This window comes from Parasediminibacterium schistidii, assembly GCF_046546515.1.
Taxonomy (GTDB): Bacteria; Bacteroidota; Bacteroidia; order Chitinophagales; family Chitinophagaceae; genus Parasediminibacterium.
Window position 1 is genome coordinate 19,145 of record NZ_JBKHKJ010000002.1, and the last position, 20,119, is coordinate 39,263.

The window sequence follows — 20,119 nt, forward strand, 5'->3', positions numbered from 1 at the left end:
ACAATTATACATTTTAAAAGATGAAAAAATCAGCCCTTTTTTTAGCAACTACCATTGTTGCATTGAACATGAACGCACAGGTTAAAAAAACTGTTGTTACTAAAGCTACCACCACTACATCTGCAAAGCCCACTGTAAAAGCTGCACCTGCCGCTGGCCCTGCAATTGTATTTAAAAACAACGCAGACAGTGCAAGCTATGCATTGGGTGTGCGCATTGCCCAGAATATCAAGACACAAGGTTTTGAAGGCATAAGCCAGTCATTGTTGCAACGAGCAATTAGTGATGTTTTGCAGACGAAAAAACTAGCTTTGCCAGATTCATTGTTGGACGGTTGCCTAGGTGCATACCAAAAGAAAGCCATGACAGCAAAGTCGTCTGTAGCTAAAAAAGAAGGTGAGGCATTCCTAGCAGCTAATGCAAAACGCAAAGGCGTAGTAGTATTGGCAGACGGTTTGCAATATGAAGTTATGAAAACAGGAACCGATACCACGCACCCTACTTTGACCGACAAGGTAAAATGCCACTACCATGGCACGTTGCTAAACGGTACTGTGTTTGATAGTTCTGTTGACAGGGGCGAACCGATTACTTTCCCTTTGAATGGCGTTATCAAAGGCTGGCAAGAAGCTGTTCAGCTAATGACAGTAGGCAGCAAATGGAAATTATTTATCCCATCAGATCTTGCCTATGGCGACCAACAAGCTGGCCCAAGCATAGCCCCTGGCTCTACCTTGATTTTTGAAGTGGAATTATTGGGGATAGAAAAATAATTTTGAAAATCTGCCACAAAGGCACGAAGTAAATAAAGCAGAAGAAAAGGAATAAAGAAACTGCTTTATGTTATCAAATATCCTTTAACCTTTTTTCTATTAAGTACTACTTAGTGTTTTAGAACCTTTGTGACGATTTACATAGTAACAAGTAAAAAAAATGGCTGGGGTTACTAAAGCAACCCCAGCCATTTTTTTATAAAATTACAACTCTCTAGTTGCCATAAACGCTCAAAAACTTAATGCGCATTATTTTCAATTGCTCCCAGGTATAGTCGTTGTCGCTTAGTTCTTTTTGGGCTACATCCAGTGAAGAGGTTTCGCAGCCTTTAAAATATTCTATAATATCCTCTTGGTCATATTCATCTAGCCAGTCGTCTATGGCATAGTCCAGCCCCAGCTTAGTGCCGCTTGCTGCGATGGTTTCCATTTCTTCCAGCAACTCGTTTAGCTTCAAGCCTTTGTTTTTGGCAATGGTTTCTAGCGGTATCTTCTTATCGATATTTTGAATGATGTATATTTTGTTGCTGGCTTTGTTGGCCACTGTTTTCATCACAAAATCATCGGGTTTCTGCACGTTGTTTTCCTCTACATAAGCAGCAATCAGCTCCACGAAAGGCTTGCCATATTTTATGGCCTTGCCCTTGCTTACGCCCTGGCACTTTTCCAGTTCCGCCAAAGTAGTTGGGTAATGCGTGCTCATGTCTTGCAACGAGTTTTCCAAGAAAATCACGAATGGAGGCAATGCTTTCTTTTTCGCTTCTTTCTGCCGCAGTGCTTTTAGCATCTCAAACAATTTCTCGTCTGCACCGCCTCCTGTTTGGGCTGCCGCATCGCTTGCGTCATCGTCATCGTCATCACCCTCATCCTTAAAGATATTGTTCAGCACTATCTTGAACGTAGTGGGTTTCAGCAAGAATTGCTCGCCCTTCTCGGTCATTTTCAGCAAGCCATATTCTTCTATGTCTTTCCTTATTAAGTTTTCCAATAGCATTTGCCTTATAAGGCTGTTCCACAAGTGGCTTTCCTTGTCTTTGCCTATGCCAAATACTGGCAATTTTTCGTGGCGGTACATGGTTATCTGTGGCGTTAGCTTGCCCATGATCATGCTCACGGTATAGTCGGTAGTAAAGCGTTCGTCCAAGGCTTTTATTACTTTTAGGGCTTTTACCACATCTGCTTTTGCTTCTATTTTGTCTTTAGGGTGCTTGCAGTTGTCGCAGTTGCCACAGTTTTTTTCACCCCAGTCCTCGCCAAAATAGTGCAACAGTACCTTGCGGCGGCATACGCTGCTTTCGGCATACGCCACGGTTTCATCTATCAGTTGCGCGCCCACTTCCCTTTCGCTTAGTGGCTTGTCGCGCATCAAGTGTTCTAGTTTAGATACGTCTTTATGGGAATAATACAGCACGCATATCCCTTCCAGCCCATCACGCCCGGCACGGCCAGTTTCCTGATAGTAGTTTTCTATCGACTTAGGTATGTTAAAGTGTATTACAAAGCGTATGTCTGGCTTGTCTATGCCCATGCCAAAGGCTATGGTGGCTACTATCACATGCACGTCTTCGTTCAAAAACTGGTCTTGCCGTTCTGCACGCAGCTTTTGGTCAAGGCCGGCATGGTAGGCCACGGCTTTTATGTTGTTGGCCACCAGCACTTCTGCTAACTCTTCAGTTGTTTTTCGGTTAAGCGTATAAATAATGCCGCTCTTGCCCTTGTGGCTAGAAATAAACTTTACAATACTTTTTACAGTTTGTTCTTTTTGCAGCTTAGGCTGTATCTCGTAAAACAGGTTGGCACGGTTGAAAGAAGATATATAAATGTTAGGCTTGCGCAAGCCTAGGTTCTTTTCTATATCGCTTTGTACTTTTGGGGTAGCTGTTGCGGTAAGGGCAATCACAGGGATTTCTGCATTGATGATGTTCATCATTTCCCTAAGCCTGCGGTATTCTGGCCTAAAGTCGTGCCCCCATTCGCTGATGCAGTGTGCCTCGTCCACAGCAAAGAAAGATATGGTAAGGTCGCTGAAAAAGTCAAGGTTTTCCTGTTTGGTCAGCGTTTCTGGCGCCACATACAGCAACTTTGTTTTGCCAGCCAGCAAATCTTCCTTTACAGCAGTTATCTGTGCCTTGTTTAAAGAGGAGTTGAGGAAGTGGGCAATATTGTCCTGCTCGCTATAGCCCCTCACCAAGTCCACTTGGTTTTTCATCAAAGCTATCAGTGGCGACACAATGATGCTGCAACCCGGCAACAACAAAGCGGGCAACTGGTAGCACAAGCTTTTGCCGCCGCCCGTGGGCATTATTACAAAAGTATCGTGGCCTTCCAGCAGGCTGTTGATGCTTTTTTCTTGGGTTCCTTTAAACTCGGTAAAGCCAAAATATTTCTTTAAGCCCAAATAAATATCGGGCTTGCTGCCATCGCTATTGGTCAATTCCTTTATAACAATATCTTCATCAGCAATTTTCTTGGGTGAAGTCCTTACTTTTTTTGAGGCAGCGCTTGCGGTGCTTTTTTTGGTAGTAGCCATAATTATTTTATCGTCATATTAAGCCCCACCTAGCAGGGCATCTTTCAAAAGCCAAAAGTTAAATCTTTTTTTGCACTTGCAATACTTTTTTAACAAAAAAGGGCTTAAAAAGTATTGCAGTGTTTTTACGGGGGAGACGAAGTTAATCATTACATACGTTAAATGCAATACTAAATTTTAAACCTGCTGTAATATTTTTAGTTGCTACTCACACTTTAGTAAAAAAGCAAGGGCTACTCTTTACTTTATGGTGAAATAATACCTGCATAGTAAGTAAATATTTCCTCACCAGAAATAAACCCTTGAGGAAATAACAAAAGTAACAACCTTCTTAAACCCGGATTATGCCCAGTTTTAGGGGCGTTGACCGACTTGTTTGGCATTGCATTTTGACCTTGATTTTAAATATTAAGCCTTAATTGGTGATAACTCATTGAAATACAGTGCTTTTTTGTTTTTTAAAATGAGTGTTTTGTGAGTGAAATGTGAGTGTTTTTTGAGTGATTTGTGGGTGATTTGTGGGTGAAAAGCGAGTGATTTATGAGTGAAAAGTGAGTGTTTTTGAGCATGGATGTAAACTGTCATGATATCTTTTTTGTATATTAAAAATAAGCCCCACGGGGCAGCGAGCCAAGACGAGGCCAACCGCAGGGATTGTGCTAATTAAACCCAGATTTTGCAGTTGAAATCTATTTCAAGCCCCAACTACTTCAAACACAAGCACTTGCTTGAATTTTTGGCTTCACCATAGTTCTCTATGTTTTCAGCCAAAAAATCGGCTCAAATGCTTTTCTTTATTGTATTTATGCCTTTCATAACGAAGTCAACTGCAAAAATTTGGGTTAAAACAAGGGACTATATACTACAAAGTTGGGTTTGATTTAGTATCTGTGCAAAAGGACAATCCTATATGGGGGAAATATGGGATGCGCATGGGGGCATATTTCCCCCATATAGGATTTTTATTTTGGGCTATATACTTATCCATGCCAATTTTACATTGAAGGAGGAACTAGCCATCTTAGCTTTAGCTCCTGCACAAGGTGTTATTTGGTTGAGGAAAATGATAATCCACCATCAAAATCTTATCAGTTTCTTATCAATGAACTATCACTTTACTATAATAATACTATCATTCCATTATCGATAAATTATCATAAAATTCACTTAAATTATCATAAAAAATGAGGCTAAAAAAAAACATAAACAACTGAATATCAAAGAGTTGTAGGCAAAAAAGGGAAGTGGCAAAAAAAATAAACCACCGGAAAAGAAGAAAAAAAGCCCATTTCAAATCTTCGCTACTTTTGTTTTTTCTTCTCAGAAGAATGATAAATGATTGCTTTTGCTAAATGCACCCCATTTATTTCAGGGGGTTTATATAGAAAATATTTGCATCATATTTGCATGGTAAAAAGAAAGGATGGCATAAGGCTTTAGCATCATTTAATCATTGGTATAACAATACCATAAACGGCAAAGGGTTATCTGTTCAAGAAAAAGGCAACTGTACATTTGCCCATGTAAGCTAGATTGCTTAGTACCATGTGCAGGAAATTGGATAGGGAAACACTTTTTATTATTATTTTTTACCATGTTTTTCACGAAAGAAGCTATACATTAGCGTAACTAAAAAAAACTGCCGCCTATTGTATAAAGCATTGCATACTAACTGGTTTTACGTAGTTCAAAAACATTGATTGCCCTTATTTATTTAATTTTAACCCGCAATGCTAGGAAACGACAACTTTATTAAAATATTCAATGCGCTTCCCCTGCCTAGCTTGCTGCTAATGCCAGATGCCCCGCATTTTACCATAGTGGGCGCAAATGCAGCCTATTTTACTGCAACAGCCACAAACGAGGGCAGCCTAATAGGCCGTGGCCTTTTTGAAGTTTTTCCAGACAACCCAGAAGATGAAACAGCAAACGGGATGTATAACATAACCCAGTCTTTTTTAAAGGTTATCAACACAGGCTGCCCACACAAGATGGCCACCCTGAAATACGAAATACCCATTAGTGGCACAAACAAATTTGCCGTGAAGTACTGGGCACCAGAAAACACCCCTGTGTTTGACGACAACGGCAATGTGGCACTTATATTGAATACGGTAACTGATGTTACGGAAAAGGAAATAGCATTGCAGCTAACAAAGGAGAGCAAACAACGGTACGAATATGTAACCAAAGCTACATCCAGTGCTATATGGGACTGGGATTTGGTAGCCCAAACCATTTTTTGGGGCGAAGGGATAGAAACTAGTTTTGGGCATAAAATACAAGATATAAAAGAAGACATTAGCTCCTGGACAGATTATATACATCCCGAAGAAATAGAAAGGGTTTTAAAAGGCATTTATGAGGTGATTGATGGAAAAGCAACCAATTGGAAAGACCAGTACCGCTACCTAAAAGCCGATGGCAGCTATGCGCATGTAAGCGATAAAGGATTTGTGGTAAGGGACGAACATGGAAAAGCCATAAGGATGGTAGGCTCTATGCGCGATATTACCAGTGCAAAAGAGGCAGAACAGCATTTAAAATTACTTGAAACGGCCATTGCAAATACCGAGGATATTATTGTAATTACAAATGCAGAACCTTTTGACGAACCTGGCCCTAGGATTATTTATGTAAACGATGCCTATACCAAGGTAACGGGCTATACTAGGGAAGAAGCAATTGGCCAATCCCCCAGAATATTACAAGGAGAGAAAACCAATAAAGAAGACCTTAAAAAGTTTAGTACATCTATCCGGAAATGGGAAAGATGTGAAGTTACAGTACTAAATTACAAAAAAAATGGCGAGGCGTTCTGGATGAATATTTCTGCTACGCCTATTGCAGATGAAAAAGGATGGTTTACACACTGGGTTGCTATACAGAGGGATGTAACCCTTCAGAAGAAGGAAGAACAAAGGCTGAAATTGCTTGAATCTGTTATTACCAATTCCAATGACTCAATAATAATAACCGAGGCAGAACCAGTTGATATGCCAGGTCCCCGAATTATTTATGTAAATGAAGCGTTTACCAGAATGACGGGCTATACCTCCGATGAGGTTATTGGCAAAACACCCAGGCTATTGCAAGGGCCAAAATCGGACAGGGGCGAGTTAAAAAAATTAAGCATAGCATTAAGGAATTGGCAGCCTTGCGAAATAACCACCATCAATTACAAAAAAACAGGCGAAGAATTTTGGATCAATTTTTCTGTAAGCCCTGTAGCCGATGAAACGGGCTGGTTCACGCATTGGATATCGATAGAAAGGGACGTAACCGAGCGGAAACAATTTGAAATAAAGCAAAAAGAAGCCATGGAACAGCAGGCTTTGTTTGTGTCTATCGTCAATTATTCAGACGATGCCATTATTAGTAGATCGATTGATGGCACCATCACTAGTTGGAACAAAGGTGCCGAGAAAATTTTTGGCTATTCCCAAAACGAGGCCATTGGCAAGCATATATCCATCATAATACCTCCGGGGTTGTTGGCAGAAGAGGTAGAAATTGCCAGTCAGGTAAAAAAAGGTAAATCTGTAGAACATTACGAAACAGAAAGGCTAAGAAAAGATGGTACCCATATAGATGTGTCCATTACCGTTTCCCCCATTTTCGATAGCACGGGCAACATTGTTGGGGCTTCTAAAATAACCCGCGACATTACAGAAAAGAAAAAATCCGAGGACGAGATTTATAAAAGCAACGAGCGGTACAACATGGTAGCCAAAGCCACCAACGACGCTATCTGGGACCTGGACATAGTTACTGGCAAGGTAATAAGGAGCGGCAACGGGTTTGCCAATATGTTTGGTTATCCGCCGGAAGATGTATTCACTGCAAATGATTTTTTTTCATTGATACATCCTGACGACCTGGAGCAATTCCATGCCTCGCAGCAAGCCGTGTTTAATGATCCAGAACAATCGTACTGGGAGCATGAATACCGTTTCCTGAAAACCGACGGCAAATATGCTTATGTGTGCGGCAAAGGTTATATTGTGCGTAGCCCACAAGGCAAAGCCATACAAATGATCGGGGCCACACAAGACATGACCCTGCAAAGGGAACATATTAATGAAATAGTAAGAGTGCAGCAAAACCTTGACTCCCTTATTAATAATACCCACGACCTAATATGGTCAATAGACAGACAAGGCAAAGTAATAGCCGTGAATACAGCTTTTAGGAGTTTGATTGAAACGATAACAGGCGAGCAGCTAAAAGAAGGGGATGTAATAAGCAAAAATGCTTTTCCGGAAGATGTTTTAAAAAATTGGGACAATTATTACCAAAGGGCATTTGCAGGCGAGAGCTTTAGCGTAGGCGACTCTTCGTTTAACCCTCAAATAGGGAAGGTGTTTTACAGCATCGTGTCATTTTCCCCTATCAAGGATAAAGATGGGGTGGTTACAGGCGTTGCCTGCTTATCGAAAGATATTACAGAATTGAAAACGGCATCTCAAAAGTTGATTGAATTAAATGCGCAACTGGAGAAGAATGCAAAGGAATTAACCGTGAGCAACAAGGAACTAGAGCATTTTGCCTTTGTAGCCTCGCACGATTTGCAGGAACCTTTGCGCATGGTAACCAGCTTCCTTACACTGCTGGAAAAAAAATATGGCACCAGCCTGGACGAAGCAGGAAAAAAATACATTGACTTTGCTATTGATGGCGCCAAAAGGATGCGGCAGATTATTTTAGACTTGCTCGAGTTTTCGAGGATAGGAAGGGCAGAGGAAAGCACACAGGACATAAGCCTGAATACGCTGGTAAACGAAACGCTTGGATTGCTAAAAAGCCATATAGAGGAAAAGCAAGCCACCATAGAAATTGGGGAACTGCCTACCATCCATGCGCCTAAAGTACTGGTGCGGCAGGTATTCCTGAACCTCATCAACAACGCATTAAAATATACCAAAACAGGAGTTGCTGCACATATTATAATTAAGTGCGAGGATTTGGCATCATATTGGCAATTTTCTGTAACCGACAACGGCATTGGGATTAAAGAAAATTACTTTGAACGCATTTTTGTGATATTCCAACGACTGCACAATAAAGATGAATTTTCTGGTACTGGTATAGGGCTTGCAGTTACAAAAAAAATTATTACAATATTGGGTGGCAACATTTGGGTAAAATCAAAAGAGGGCGAGGGGAGTACTTTCTATTTTACAATTTTAAAAAACAGGTAAATGAAGCCAGTCCATATTTTATTGGTAGAGGACAATGCCGGGGATATATTGCTGACCAAAGAAGCCTTGAGCGAGGCCAACCCAGACATTCATGTAAGCGTGGTTACAGATGGTGAGCAAGCTACAGATTTCCTAGACAAGGCAGGGGGATATGCAGATGCTGAAATGCCCAATTTAATTTTGCTGGATATAAACCTGCCCCGTAAAAACGGGCATGAAGTGCTGCTGCATATAAAAAGCGACGAAAGGCTTAGGCATATACCCGTAATTATATTGACCACATCTTCTTTTGACAAAGACGTGAAGGATGCCTATAGAAACTTTGCCAGTTGCTTTATTACCAAATCGGTAGAAGTGGATGAATTTATGGAAATAGTTGCCAAAATTGTAAATTTGTGGGTTGGAATAGCAAAGCTGCCTGTGTTGTAGCCGCCACGGAACTAAATGCGAACGCGCATAAGAATGAAGTTTAAAGCGTATTGAGTAGGCTATTAAGAATAGGCATACTTTTTCTAACCATTGAAGACTATCCATTCGCTTTCTTCATCCCCGTCATTTCGACGAAGGAGAAATCTAATATCATAAAGATACCTCCAGTTTATTAAGGATAAGCCCATCATAAAAATAGTCATTACTAGATTAGGTTAGATTTCTCCTTCGTCGAAATGACGGGGATAGGGATGTTTATTTCTTCTTTCTTTCCTTCGTACCACATTGAGCCTTCGTGCCTTCGTGGCTAAAAAACTGGCCTTCGTGGCAAAAAATCAAACTTAATTCCTAATCGGTTTCCCCGTTTTCAATACGCTTTGCAGCCTTTCCAGTGTTTTTCTTTCGCCACAAAGCGATAAAAAAGCCTCACGTTCCAAATCGAGCAAATACTGCTCCGCTACCAATGTGGGTTCGCTAAGGTCGCCGCCGCACATCACATACGCCAGTTTTCTGGCTACTAGCGCATCATGTTCCGTGGCATAGCCTGCCCGCCACATGCCATTGATTCCTGCAAGCAATGCACCGAGTGCCAGCCTTCCCTGTACCTTTATGTCTGTGCGTTGTATAGGCTTGGTATAGCCCTGGTTGTAAATAGTTACTACACTATCTTTTGCCGCTGCAATGCGGCGGTTATAATTAATAACCACATCGTCATGCCCTTTCCTAAGGATGCCCATGTTGTATGCCTCGTAAGCAGAAGTAGCTACTTTGGCCGTGGCAATATCAAAAAAGCGTTTTTTTAACGTGTTTATTTCTGGCTCGTCCGGGTGCAGATCTGCTGCTGCCCTTAGCGTAAATTCTTTCGTGCCGCCACCGCCAGGAATCAAGCCAACCCCTAATTCCACCAGCCCAATATAGGTTTCTGCGGCAGCGCAAACCTTGTCTGCATGAAGGTTTATCTCGCAACCGCCGCCAAGGCTTAGCCCGTGCGGTGCAGTAACCACTGGTATGGAAGAATAGCGTACCCGCATCATGGTATTTTGAAACTGGCGGATGGCAATGTCTAGCTCTTCATACTCCTGCTCTATGGCATACATAAAAATCATCCCCACGTTTGCCCCGGCGCTAAAGTTAGTGCCCTCATTGGCTATCACTAAGCCTTTAAACCGCTCTTCTGCTATGGCAATAGCTGTTTGTATCCCTTCCAGCACTTCGCCACCAATGGTGTTCATCTTGCTGCTCCATTCCAGACCTACTACATCATCGCCAATATCATACAACCTGCAGGCACTGTTTTTCCAAACTGTTTTGTCGCTATTGTTTTTTAGTATTAAAAAAGCCTCGCTGCCAAGAATAGGTTTGTACGCTTGGGCGGCTACATCGTAAAACCATTTTTTGCCCGCTTCTACCTTGTAAAAACTAGCTATCCCTTTTGCCAGCATCTCCTCCACCCATGGGGCTATGGCTATGCCAGCGGCTTTCATTGCCTGGCTTGTTTCGGCTACGCCTAAAACATCCCATGTTTCAAATGGGCCTAGCTCCCAGCCAAAGCCAGCTTTCATTGCATCGTCTATCCGGTATAGTTCATCGCTTATTTCTGGTATGCGGTGAGATACATAGGCAAACAACGCCTGGTGGAATTGGCGGTAAAACTCCCCAGCCTTATCTTTTCCAGCATTTACTGTTTGTATGCGTTGCGCTAGGTTTTCTATGGGCTTGGCAGCATCCAGCGTGGCAAATTTTACTTTTTGCCTTGGCTTGTATTGCATGGTTTCCAAATCCAGCACTTGTATTTCTTTTTCGCCATTGGTATTTGAGGGCAATTTTTTAAAAAATCCCTGCCCGGTTTTGTCGCCCAGCCAGTTGTTGGCCAATATGCCGCCCAGCCAAGAGGGCATGTTAAAAATGGCTTTTGCCTCGTCGTTGGGGCAATTGCCAGCAATACCGTTGGCTACTTTTACCAGCGTGTCTATGCCCACAACGTCGGCCGTGCGGAAAGTGGCTGATTTTGGCCGTCCAATCACGGGACCTGTTAGTGCGTCTATCTCGTCTATGCTTAGGTGCAGTTGCTGCATGACATGGAAAATGCTCATCATGCTAAAAACGCCTATGCGGTTCGCAATAAATGCTGGCGTGTCTTTGCACAGCACAGTGGTTTTGCCAAGGTATAAATCGCCATAGTGCATCAGGAAATCAACTACTTCAGCATCTGTTTCGGGTGTTGGTATAATCTCCAGTAGCCGCAAGTAACGTGGCGGATTGAAAAAATGCGTACCGCAGAAATGCTTTTTAAAATCTTCGCTCCTGCCTTCGCTTAGCAAGTGTATGGGTATGCCAGATGTGTTGGAAGTGATTAATGCGCCTTGCTTCCTGAAGAGTTCTACCTTTTCGTAAATGCTTTTTTTAATGTCTAGGCGTTCTATTACCACTTCAATAATCCAGTCTGCCGTGGCAATTGCTTTTAGGTTGTCGTCAAAATTGCCTGTCGTTATATTTTGTGCTGCCTCTTGTGTAAAAATAGGGCTAGGGTGGCTTTTCAGTGCAGTTGCCAACGCCTCGTTTACCAGTTTGTTCCTTTCAGCAGGCAGGCTGCTAGTAGTGGCATTGTCTGCCACCCTGTCTAGCAGCAGTACCTTCACACCAATACCTGCAAAATGGCAGGCAATACGGCTACCCATAACCCCACTACCCAAAACGGCAATTTGTTTGATGGAACGTTTCATACGGCAAAGCATTAATAGAACATTCAAAGCTAGAATAAAAAAGGGGGATAGTGAGCAAGATATTTTGGGAGTGGTGCTAAGCAGTATCAGTCAACATATGTTTCCTTTATTACTGCTTTTATTTTAGCAATCTCTCTTGCATTTAGGGTATCAAACACTTTTATAATCCTAGCCTTGTCCACAGTTCGTATTTGATCCAACACTGCCCAGCTAGAGGTTGTTTTGCCTTTTACTTCCACCCTAGTAGGATACGATTTAGGGCTGCTAGTCATAGGAGCAATCACAATAGTTTGCAAATACCTGTTCATCTCATCTGGTGAAATAACCAAGCAAGGCCTTGTTTTCTTTATTTAGCTGCCAATTGTTGGGTCAAGGTTCACCAAAACAACTTGATACTGCCTTAGCTCCATTCTTCACAATTTTCATCTTCAAATACATCGTCAATCAATAGTTTGTCATCCCCATTGTCGTGCATTTGTTTAAATGCCTTGTCCCACCCTTTCCTTGCAACATTTTTAGGCTTCAATATGATATAGCCTTTTTCCAGTACCAGCTCCACGGTATCTTTACTATTGTATTTTTCTATCACTGTCTTTGTTAGCCTTATTCCCTTGGAATTTCCTATTGGTATTACGGGTAAATATGCAGACTTAATTAAGTTAATACTATATTATTTAAGCGACCTCACCCCAACCCCTCTCCAAAGGAGAGGGGCAAGAACCAAACCCTCTCAGAATTATATTAAGGTAATTATGGCTTATTACTTATGTCCATATACACAGATTTTATTGTAGCTATAAAGTAATTACAAAAACATTGAAATAACAAGTTTATGGGTATAACTATAAATTATGCCAAATATCGATAGCTGCCAGCAGGATGCGAAGCTGGCATAACTTAAATTTCAAACTCTTTCTACACCACCCCAGTAAATTGTTTCAAGAAGCGTATATCGTTTTGGCTGTATAAACGCAGGTCGTTTACCCGGTATTTCAGCTGGCAAATCCTTTCTATGCCCATGCCAAATGCAAAGCCTGTGTATTTGTTGGGGTCTATGCCAAAGTTTTCCAATACTTTGGGGTGTACCATGCCGCTGCCCAAAATTTCTACCCAGCCAGTATGCTTGCACACGTTGCAGCCATCGCCGCCACATATCAGGCAGCTTATATCCATTTCTGCGCTTGGCTCAGTGAAAGGGAAATAGGATGGGCGGAAACGCACTTTTACATCTTTGCCAAACATTTCCTGCACAAAAAAGTAAAGCGTTTGTTTAAGGTCAGCAAAGCTGGCGTGTTCATCTATATACAACCCTTCCACTTGGTGGAAAAAGCAATGTGCCCTGGCACTGATGGTTTCGTTCCTATATACGCGACCAGGGCATATAACCCTTATTGGGGGCTTTTGTGTTTCCATTACCCTTGCCTGCACGCTGCTAGTGTGGGTGCGCAATAGCCAAGAAGGGTTTTGGTTGATGTAAAATGTGTCCTGCATATCCCGTGCAGGGTGGTCTTCTGGCAAATTCATGGCACCGAAATTGTGCCAGTCATCCTCTATTTCTGGGCCTTCGGCAATGGCAAAGCCAAGGCTTTTAAAAATAGAAACCACTTGGTTCCTTATCATGCTCAATGGGTGGCGCGTGCCAACAGGCACATGGCTGCCTGGCAGGCTCCAATCAATTTGGTTTTCAGTACCTGCATCTGTATTAGTTATGGCGGCTTGCAGTACTTCAAATTTATTTTCAACAAAGGACTTGAACTCGTTTAGCAATTGGCCAAAAGCTTTCTTCTGCTCATTAGGCACATTTTTCATTTCGCCCATTACAGATTTTACCAGCCCTTTAGTACCTAGGTATTGGATGCGGAAATTTTCTACTGCTTCTGCTGTGCTGGCTTCCACGGCGGCAATTTCCTTCTTGTATTGTTCTATCTGCTGCAATAATGCTTCCATGCTGCAAAGGTAAATGAAAGGCTTTTATGGGAAAGCAATTTCTGTTTCTAATAGAGAATCATTGTTCTCATCACTTTTTATGGTTGTTTTTCATAGCAACCAATATCTGGCAGGCCAACTGGCCTTGGGTGGCGATCCAAATCTACCTTTACCCGTGCATTAATGCCTTTATCTATACATGGGGAAACACCTTTTGCAAAATGAAAATCAAAATACCTAGTGCCGGTATTGATACTATCGAAAAGTGGTGACTGATTGGCGATACAATTTGTTAATGTAACCCCTGCTATATTAATATTATTTGCATTTTTTTCCTTGTACAATACATTGGTCATAGTTACGTTAAATGCCGCTCCAGTGCTTGTATTGTTTACCAGTGCCAATTCATCGTCAACCAAGCCCCCACTGCCATATACAATGCTGTTGGTAAGCGTGCAAGCAAGCGGGTTGATAGAAGAATTGTCGCTATTGGTATTGCTAAGCGTAAGCACTGGGTTTTTATGGTCTAAGTAGTTGTTGGCATAGCTGACCATGGTGCAATGAGTAAATGAATAGTTGCCGCCGCTAATCAGAGAAACATTATATCCACAGTTGCTAACCAAGCAATTTGTAGCTGTGATGCTGGTATTGCTGCCACCAATGGCCACATCGTAAATATTATCGAAAATGCACTGCACCATCGCCAACTTAGGGCTGCTATTGCTGGAAGGTGATTGTACGATTACCCCTTGGTAAGCATTTTTGATAGTACAGTATCTCAAAATATTATTAATACTTTTTTCATTGAAATAAATGCCGGGCCAGCCCCCTGGGTAATCCCTGTAAGGGTCGTCTATCCTGTCGCTTTGAAAACGGATGCCCCCGGTGGAGTCGCCAAGGGCTTGCATAGTGCCGTTGATAAGGATAGGGGCATTAGCATTTACATATACCTTAGTGCCTTGTTGAAGGGTGAGCGTAGCACCTTGGCTAACAGTAACCCCTCCCAATATCACAATAGGCAGGTTGCTTGTCCAAGTAGTGTCTTTGTTAATGGTTGTATTCCTTAAAAAATTTGCATTTTGCCCATAGGCATCTAGTTGTAAGTAGCGGGTATTGCCGTTGTAGCTAACCTTTATGCTGTCCCTCACAATAAACGGCAGGTTGGCTGCATTTGGGTTGATGCTCACAGTTACAAATCCATAGAGGCTATCGTTTGCATCTATTCCTATATTGGAAAATGAAGTGCCTGCTGTGCCATCTAGGTTTAGCTTAAAAAAAGAGCCGCTTCCCCCCATTAACTGAACATTGCTAAGCGATAATTTTTGGTTGTTATTGTTGAATATCTTGAAGAACTGGGTGGTAGAACCAGTGGTGGTAAACACGGTGTCAAAATGCAATGTATCGTCCGAAATGCTTAGATGTGCGTTACTACTAGTAATAAAACTATCTTTTTTGCAAGAGGAAATACCCGCAGCTACTAAAATGATGAAAACAAATGCAGTAACAAATTTCATTTGGTAAAAATAGGTATTCAAGGGAATAAAAAAGAAGGGGCTTGCTTTGTTCACCTAAATAGTAAACCCTACCCCAATAACAGACAGCCTAACCCCCGGTATTTTTACCATCTCGCTGCCACAGGCCTCTACAGATGCCCCTGTGGTAATCACATCATCTACCAGGGCAATGTGCTTGCCTTTTAGTGCGTCTGCATTTGAAATGGCAAATGCCCCATCTACATTCTCCCACCTGCTGCTGATGTTTTGTTTTGTTTGGGTGGTGGTTGCCACTGCCCTGCTAACGGCATGGCTAATAATTGGTTTTTGCCAAACGCTGGCAATGCCTTCGCAAATCAATTGTGCTTGGTTATAGCCCCTCTTCTTTTCTCGTTTTGCGTTTAATGGCATGGGTACCAATGCTTCAATGGCATCAAAACGGTTGTTGTCTTGCAACTGGTAGCCAACAAGCTTGCCTAGGTACAAGCCCATTTGCATATTGCCCTTGTATTTCAGTTCATACACAAGGCGTTGCAACAAGCTGTTTTTGGTAAAATAATAGCTCGATGCCGCCTGTTCTACTTTTAGCCGTCCATAAAATTTCTTTTCCACTGGGTTGTCGGCAACAGTAAAAAAGCCTGTTTCTGGCAATTCGTAAAAGCATTTGGCGCATAAAAAATTGCCATTGTCCAATACATCTGTGCCGCAGCCTTCGCAGTTGTGTGGGTATAGGAGATGCGTAAAATCGGACAAATAGGATTTAATGGTTGTGAGCATTGGGCATTAATTAGGAATTATAAATTAGGAATTAGGAGTTAATTGGGATTGCTATGGTAATTTAAACAAGCTATTAATTGGTGGAAGGCAGTAATAATATTAAGCCTCATTATCATTGAATAATTCTTCTACGGTTACTGCTTTTTTCTTGCCTTCTCTTATCAATTGTATATCCTTAAGCCCCTCCTCTATTTTTTTTAGGAGAACCCCTGATTTTTTGTTACTTTTTTTTACTATTTTTCATTTTTTACTAATTTAAAATCAAAATATTTCGACAAGTCTTCCAAAGCCTGTAAACTTTTTTTTATGCTTGTACCTGATTACTATTTCCGGCATACTATTTTTTATAAAAGTAATGATTTTTTAAAATAAGTTACTACTCAGGTATCTTTGGGTACATAAAGGAGAAAACAAGGACAGTTATATATTTTTTATACTATTATTTTCGCCAGGTTTTTTATTAAGATAGTTTCAGTTTTGCCAATTTTGGGTCTTTTGGCCGCTCCTGATTTTTTTTTAAAAATCCTCATTTATTTTGCAATTCATTGATTATCAATAAATATTAGCGAATTTTTAGTAGAAAAAATGTGTTATTTTATGATAATTTACTATCATTTATTAATTATCTATTGATAAGAAACTGATAATGAACTAATCATTTTATGATTATAAAGTGATAATTTATTGATAAGGAATTATAATACCTTATTTTTTAAAAACTACTATTTTAATATTAGTAAAAAAAGAACTACGATACTCCAGCCGGGACACTAGCTTTGTAAATGCTTTGTATCTGGTGCATTTATACACCAAAGATAAGGTTTTTATAAATTAGGGCACGTTTCAGTACAATCTAAAAAGGCAGCCCAAGCGAAAAACTCCTATACAACCAATTTGCCACGAATGCACGAATAGCACTAATTTTTATATTAATTGGTTGTTTTTAGCTAAACGCCAATTTCTTGTAAGAAGACTTTTATGCACCCTTATCTTTTCACACAAAAACATACAACATATAACTTAAAACGTACAAATCAACCAACTCTCCTAAAACAATAATTGATACACTTCATGTACTTGCCCTGCCGCTACTACTTGTATCTTGAACGACTTTGGGTCAAAACTTTTCTTGTTGTATTTGCTCACGATTATTTTTTCAAAACCTAGTTTTTCTGCCTCGGCTATGCGTTGTTCTATTCGGTTCACGGCACGTATCTCGCCATTTAGACCCACCTCCCCGGCAAAGCAAACATGGGGCGGCAATGGCACATCCTCGTAGCTGCTGAGCAAAGCACAAATAACCGCTAGGTCTGTAGAAGGGTCTTCTATTTTCAAGCCCCCGGCAATGTTTACAAACACATCCTTTGTGCCGAACTGGAAACCACCACGTTTTTCCAAAACAGCTAGTAATAACTGTAACCGCCGCAAATCGAACCCGCTTACGGTGCGTTGAGGCGTGCCATATACGCTTTGGGTAACCAATGCCTGCACTTCTATCAGCAATGGCCGCATCCCTTCCAGCGAGGCTGCTATGGCGCTGCCGCTCAATTGCTCGTCCCGTTGGGCAATCAATATTTCAGATGGGTTCGATACTACTTTCATGCCATCGCCTGTCATTTCGTAAATGCCCAGTTCCGACGTGCTGCCAAATCGGTTTTTCAGGGTACGCAAAATGCGGTAGGCATAGTGGCGGTCGCCTTCAAACTGCAGCACGGTATCTACCATGTGTTCCAGTATCTTGGGTCCGGCAATGCTGCCATCCTTGGTTATATGGCCTATCAGGAAAACAGGGGTGTTGGTTTCCTTGGCAAACCGCTGGAACTCGGCCGCACATTCCCTTATCTGGCTAATGCTGCCAGCTGAACTATCTATAAGGTTCGATTGGATGGTTTGGATAGAGTCAACAATAACTAGTTGCGGCTGTAGCTTTTTTATCTCTTCAAAAATGGCTTGCACGGAGGTTTCCGTTAAAAGATAAAAGTCAGTGTTGGCCATTTTTAGCCTGTCGGCTCGCATTTTCACTTGTTGCTCGCTTTCCTCGCCACTGATGTACAATACCCTTGTGCCGCTCATCATCAAGCCGTGCTGCAGGAAAAGCGTGCTTTTGCCTATGCCTGGCTCGCCACCCACCAGCACAATGCTCCCTGGCACAATGCCGCCGCCCAATACACGGTTCAGTTCTGCGTCTTGGGTTACCAGCCTTACTTCCTGCAATGCTTTTACATCCTGCAAGGCAATGGCTTTGGCAGCTTTGCGTCCACCTTTGGTATATCCTTGCCAGCTTTGTTCTTTTGTACCTTTGTCCAGCACTTCTTCTACAAAAGTGTTCCACTCGTTGCACGAGGGGCATTTACCCAGCCATTTAATGCTTTCGTACCCACAATTGCTACAAAAAAAAGCTGTTTTTACTTTGCTCATGCAGTAAAGGTAAAGAAGCGAAGTGTTTTTTCGCCAAGAAGGCACGAAGACTCGAAGTAGCACGAAGAAGAAAAAGCCATAATTAACTTATTGCTATTTCTTCCATGCAAACTCATAACTTGCTATTGTATTTTATGAAATAAGGATAAAATAGTAGTAAGATAATTTGGTACTGGTACTTGTTACTTATAAAGGGAATAATAAACTATATATAAAAAATGAAAATTTCAATACGAAAGGCTGTAAAAGAAGATTGTAAACGGCTGTTGGAACTAATACAAGAACTGGCCAATTTTGAAAAAGCACCGCAGGAAGTAACGGTAACTATTGCCCATTTTGAAGAAAGCGGTTTTGGCAGCAGCCCTGTTTGGTGGGCTTTTGTGGCAACCACCATTTTGGAAGGTACAGGCGAAGAAACGATTATTGGCTTTGCATTGTACTATATACGCTACAGCACATGGAAGGGGCAATGCCTTTACTTGGAAGATTTGCTGGTTACAGAACAAGCCCGTGGCAAGGGCATAGGCAAGCTATTGTTTGAAACCATTATTGAGGAGTGCAAAAGCAAAGGCTTTAAGCGGATGTGCTGGCAAGTGCTGGATTGGAACGAGCCAGCAATCCAGTTTTATAAAAAATACAATGCCGTTTTAGATGGGGAATGGGTAAATGGGGCTATTGATTTTTAATTAATGACTATGTTGCCCATTTTTATTGAATATACCAGCCTCGTGCTTTTAGGTAGCTATTACTTGGTGATGACGGCGAATAATATTTCACCAGTCCAATCTTTTTGGCAAAGTATGTTTTAATAGCGGAAACACCGGCCCCATAGTCTGTGCCATCTGTGCCTAGCAAGCTTAATTGTTGATCCACTTCTATTACACTGTCAATATTGGGGCTTGTAAATTCTGAAGACAGACCTTTTGATATAATAGTAGAAGTTATTTTTCCTTTTAATATAGTCCCTGAAAATATCACATTCATTTGAGGCGTCTGCCAACTGCCGCCAACAGGCACGCTCTCGTCAAGCATCTTGTATTCAAATTTTATTCCTAAGGAGGAGCTAAATTCTGTTGAGTATTCATAATACTTGCCTGCACCGTCTTTCCTGTAATACCTTTTGTCGTTGTTGCTGCCTACAAACTGCCTGTATTGCTGGCCATCAAGGGTAATTTGTGGCAAATTTGGCACACTATATCTTATACTATCTTGTTTGCCGGGGTTGGTTTCTACGGTGTCGTAAGTGCAGTAGCTGCCAACAGTCATGGGAAAATAATCTGACTCGGCAGAAACATGCGGCAGCAAAGCGGCAGTGGTAATAGCAAAAGAACAAGAAGATGAACGGAAATATATTGTGAACATAGCAGTAGATGCTTGGTTAGATGTACCATGCCCTTTCAGGCTCACCACCTGCTGCCCGGTGCTAGTGGCAGCAGCAGAGTCCATAGAAAACCAATAGCCATTAAGCGTATCTGTATATAGCTTGTATTTGCCCGTTGTGCTAAAAGTTACTGAAACTGATAAATAGTTATTGTCTGTAAGGGCCGTATCTTTCACATAGTCGCCATGAACGGTAACGCCTTGGCAGTTGCCCAGGTTGTCCTGCAGGCTGCCTTGAGCAATGGTAGAAGGAGTTGTTACTGGCACTGTTGTCGTGCCACCTACATAATGCTCCACGCTATAATCTTTCTGGCAAGCCATGGCAAAACAGGCACTTATAATTGCCAATACCGTTATTTTACCAAGCTGCTTGTTCATAATGTTTTTTGACTAGAATTCTATTGTCAAATATAGATAATATTCATGCCAAAAATGCTGCCTTGTTTTAAGCGCAAGTTAACAACTCCCT

At 41.6% G+C, this 20,119-nt stretch carries 13 protein-coding genes; 4 read left to right on the forward strand and 9 right to left on the reverse strand.

Annotated features, from left to right (window positions below; translation table 11 throughout):
- Positions 1 to 20: 20 nt before the first annotated feature.
- Complete coding sequence (gene bamJ, locus ACHFIY_RS01475) at positions 21 to 773, forward strand: BamJ family beta-barrel-assembly machinery protein (RefSeq protein ID WP_410844271.1); 753 nt, start codon at positions 21 to 23, stop codon at positions 771 to 773.
- A gap of 214 nt (positions 774 to 987) precedes the next feature.
- On the opposite strand, the gene recQ is transcribed toward bamJ, so the two are convergent.
- Positions 988 to 3,303: a DNA helicase RecQ gene (gene recQ, locus ACHFIY_RS01480; protein ID WP_410844272.1), complete on the reverse strand. Its 2,316-nt coding sequence runs from the start codon at positions 3,301 to 3,303 to the stop codon at positions 988 to 990.
- A gap of 1,730 nt (positions 3,304 to 5,033) precedes the next feature.
- Here recQ and ACHFIY_RS01485 point away from each other — a divergent pair.
- Together ACHFIY_RS01485 and ACHFIY_RS01490 are read left to right on the forward strand one after the other, a co-directional pair.
- Entirely contained in the window at positions 5,034 to 8,504 is a 3,471-nt protein-coding gene (locus ACHFIY_RS01485; protein ID WP_410844273.1) for a PAS domain S-box protein, read from the forward strand.
- Entirely contained in the window at positions 8,505 to 8,933 is a 429-nt protein-coding gene (locus tag ACHFIY_RS01490; protein WP_410844274.1) for a response regulator, read from the forward strand.
- 341 nt (positions 8,934 to 9,274) lie between these two features.
- Here the strand turns inward: ACHFIY_RS01490 and ACHFIY_RS01495 are convergent, their stop codons facing one another.
- The 7 genes from ACHFIY_RS01495 to radA form a co-directional block, all read right to left on the reverse strand.
- Positions 9,275 to 11,656, reverse strand: a complete 2,382-nt coding sequence (locus tag ACHFIY_RS01495) for a 3-hydroxyacyl-CoA dehydrogenase NAD-binding domain-containing protein (protein WP_410844275.1) — start codon at positions 11,654 to 11,656, stop codon at positions 9,275 to 9,277.
- Positions 11,657 to 11,742: 86 nt separating this feature from the next.
- Positions 11,743 to 12,006 (reverse strand): type II toxin-antitoxin system PemK/MazF family toxin, encoded by a 264-nt coding sequence (locus tag ACHFIY_RS01500; RefSeq protein WP_410844447.1) that lies wholly within the window; start codon positions 12,004 to 12,006, stop codon positions 11,743 to 11,745.
- A gap of 50 nt (positions 12,007 to 12,056) precedes the next feature.
- Positions 12,057 to 12,245, reverse strand: coding sequence for a hypothetical protein (locus tag ACHFIY_RS01505; protein WP_410844276.1), 189 nt, complete (start codon positions 12,243 to 12,245; stop codon positions 12,057 to 12,059).
- Between the two features lie 326 nt (positions 12,246 to 12,571).
- Positions 12,572 to 13,603 carry a phenylalanine--tRNA ligase subunit alpha gene (gene pheS, locus ACHFIY_RS01510; protein ID WP_410844277.1) on the reverse strand — a complete coding sequence of 344 codons (1,032 nt, stop codon included), beginning with the start codon at positions 13,601 to 13,603 and terminating at the stop codon, positions 12,572 to 12,574.
- A 77-nt stretch (positions 13,604 to 13,680) separates the two neighbouring features.
- Positions 13,681 to 15,096 carry a hypothetical protein gene (locus tag ACHFIY_RS01515; protein WP_410844278.1) on the reverse strand — a complete coding sequence of 472 codons (1,416 nt, stop codon included), beginning with the start codon at positions 15,094 to 15,096 and terminating at the stop codon, positions 13,681 to 13,683.
- A gap of 54 nt (positions 15,097 to 15,150) precedes the next feature.
- On the reverse strand, positions 15,151 to 15,852 hold the full coding sequence (locus ACHFIY_RS01520) for a ComF family protein (RefSeq protein WP_410844279.1): 702 nt from the start codon (positions 15,850 to 15,852) through the stop codon (positions 15,151 to 15,153).
- 1,047 nt (positions 15,853 to 16,899) lie between these two features.
- Positions 16,900 to 18,270: a DNA repair protein RadA gene (gene radA / locus ACHFIY_RS01525; protein ID WP_410844280.1), complete on the reverse strand. Its 1,371-nt coding sequence runs from the start codon at positions 18,268 to 18,270 to the stop codon at positions 16,900 to 16,902.
- Between the two features lie 218 nt (positions 18,271 to 18,488).
- Here radA and ACHFIY_RS01530 point away from each other — a divergent pair, with 218 nt between their 5' ends.
- Complete coding sequence (locus ACHFIY_RS01530) at positions 18,489 to 18,956, forward strand: GNAT family N-acetyltransferase (RefSeq protein WP_410844281.1); 468 nt, start codon at positions 18,489 to 18,491, stop codon at positions 18,954 to 18,956.
- Positions 18,957 to 18,978: 22 nt separating this feature from the next.
- Here the strand turns inward: ACHFIY_RS01530 and ACHFIY_RS01535 are convergent, their stop codons facing one another.
- A complete protein-coding gene (locus ACHFIY_RS01535) occupies positions 18,979 to 20,028 on the reverse strand; it encodes a hypothetical protein (protein WP_410844282.1) in 1,050 nt (349 codons plus the stop codon).
- Between the last annotated feature and the right edge of the window lie 91 nt (positions 20,029 to 20,119).

Excerpts from the sequence above, each read along its gene's own strand:
- ACHFIY_RS01535 (WP_410844282.1), bottom strand. The coding sequence starts at position 20,028 with ATGAACAAGCAGCTTGGTAAAATAACGGTATTGGCAATTATAAGTGCC.
- ACHFIY_RS01530 (WP_410844281.1), top strand. The coding sequence starts at position 18,489 with ATGAAAATTTCAATACGAAAGGCTGTAAAAGAAGATTGTAAACGGCTG.
- bamJ (WP_410844271.1), top strand. The coding sequence starts at position 21 with ATGAAAAAATCAGCCCTTTTTTTAGCAACTACCATTGTTGCATTGAAC.
- ACHFIY_RS01520 (WP_410844279.1), bottom strand. The coding sequence starts at position 15,852 with ATGCTCACAACCATTAAATCCTATTTGTCCGATTTTACGCATCTCCTA.
- radA (WP_410844280.1), bottom strand. The coding sequence starts at position 18,270 with ATGAGCAAAGTAAAAACAGCTTTTTTTTGTAGCAATTGTGGGTACGAA.
- ACHFIY_RS01490 (WP_410844274.1), top strand. The coding sequence starts at position 8,505 with ATGAAGCCAGTCCATATTTTATTGGTAGAGGACAATGCCGGGGATATA.
- ACHFIY_RS01495 (WP_410844275.1), bottom strand. The coding sequence starts at position 11,656 with ATGAAACGTTCCATCAAACAAATTGCCGTTTTGGGTAGTGGGGTTATG.
- ACHFIY_RS01485 (WP_410844273.1), top strand. The coding sequence starts at position 5,034 with ATGCTAGGAAACGACAACTTTATTAAAATATTCAATGCGCTTCCCCTG.
- recQ (WP_410844272.1), bottom strand. The coding sequence starts at position 3,303 with ATGGCTACTACCAAAAAAAGCACCGCAAGCGCTGCCTCAAAAAAAGTA.
- ACHFIY_RS01515 (WP_410844278.1), bottom strand. The coding sequence starts at position 15,096 with ATGAAATTTGTTACTGCATTTGTTTTCATCATTTTAGTAGCTGCGGGT.
- pheS (WP_410844277.1), bottom strand. The coding sequence starts at position 13,603 with ATGGAAGCATTATTGCAGCAGATAGAACAATACAAGAAGGAAATTGCC.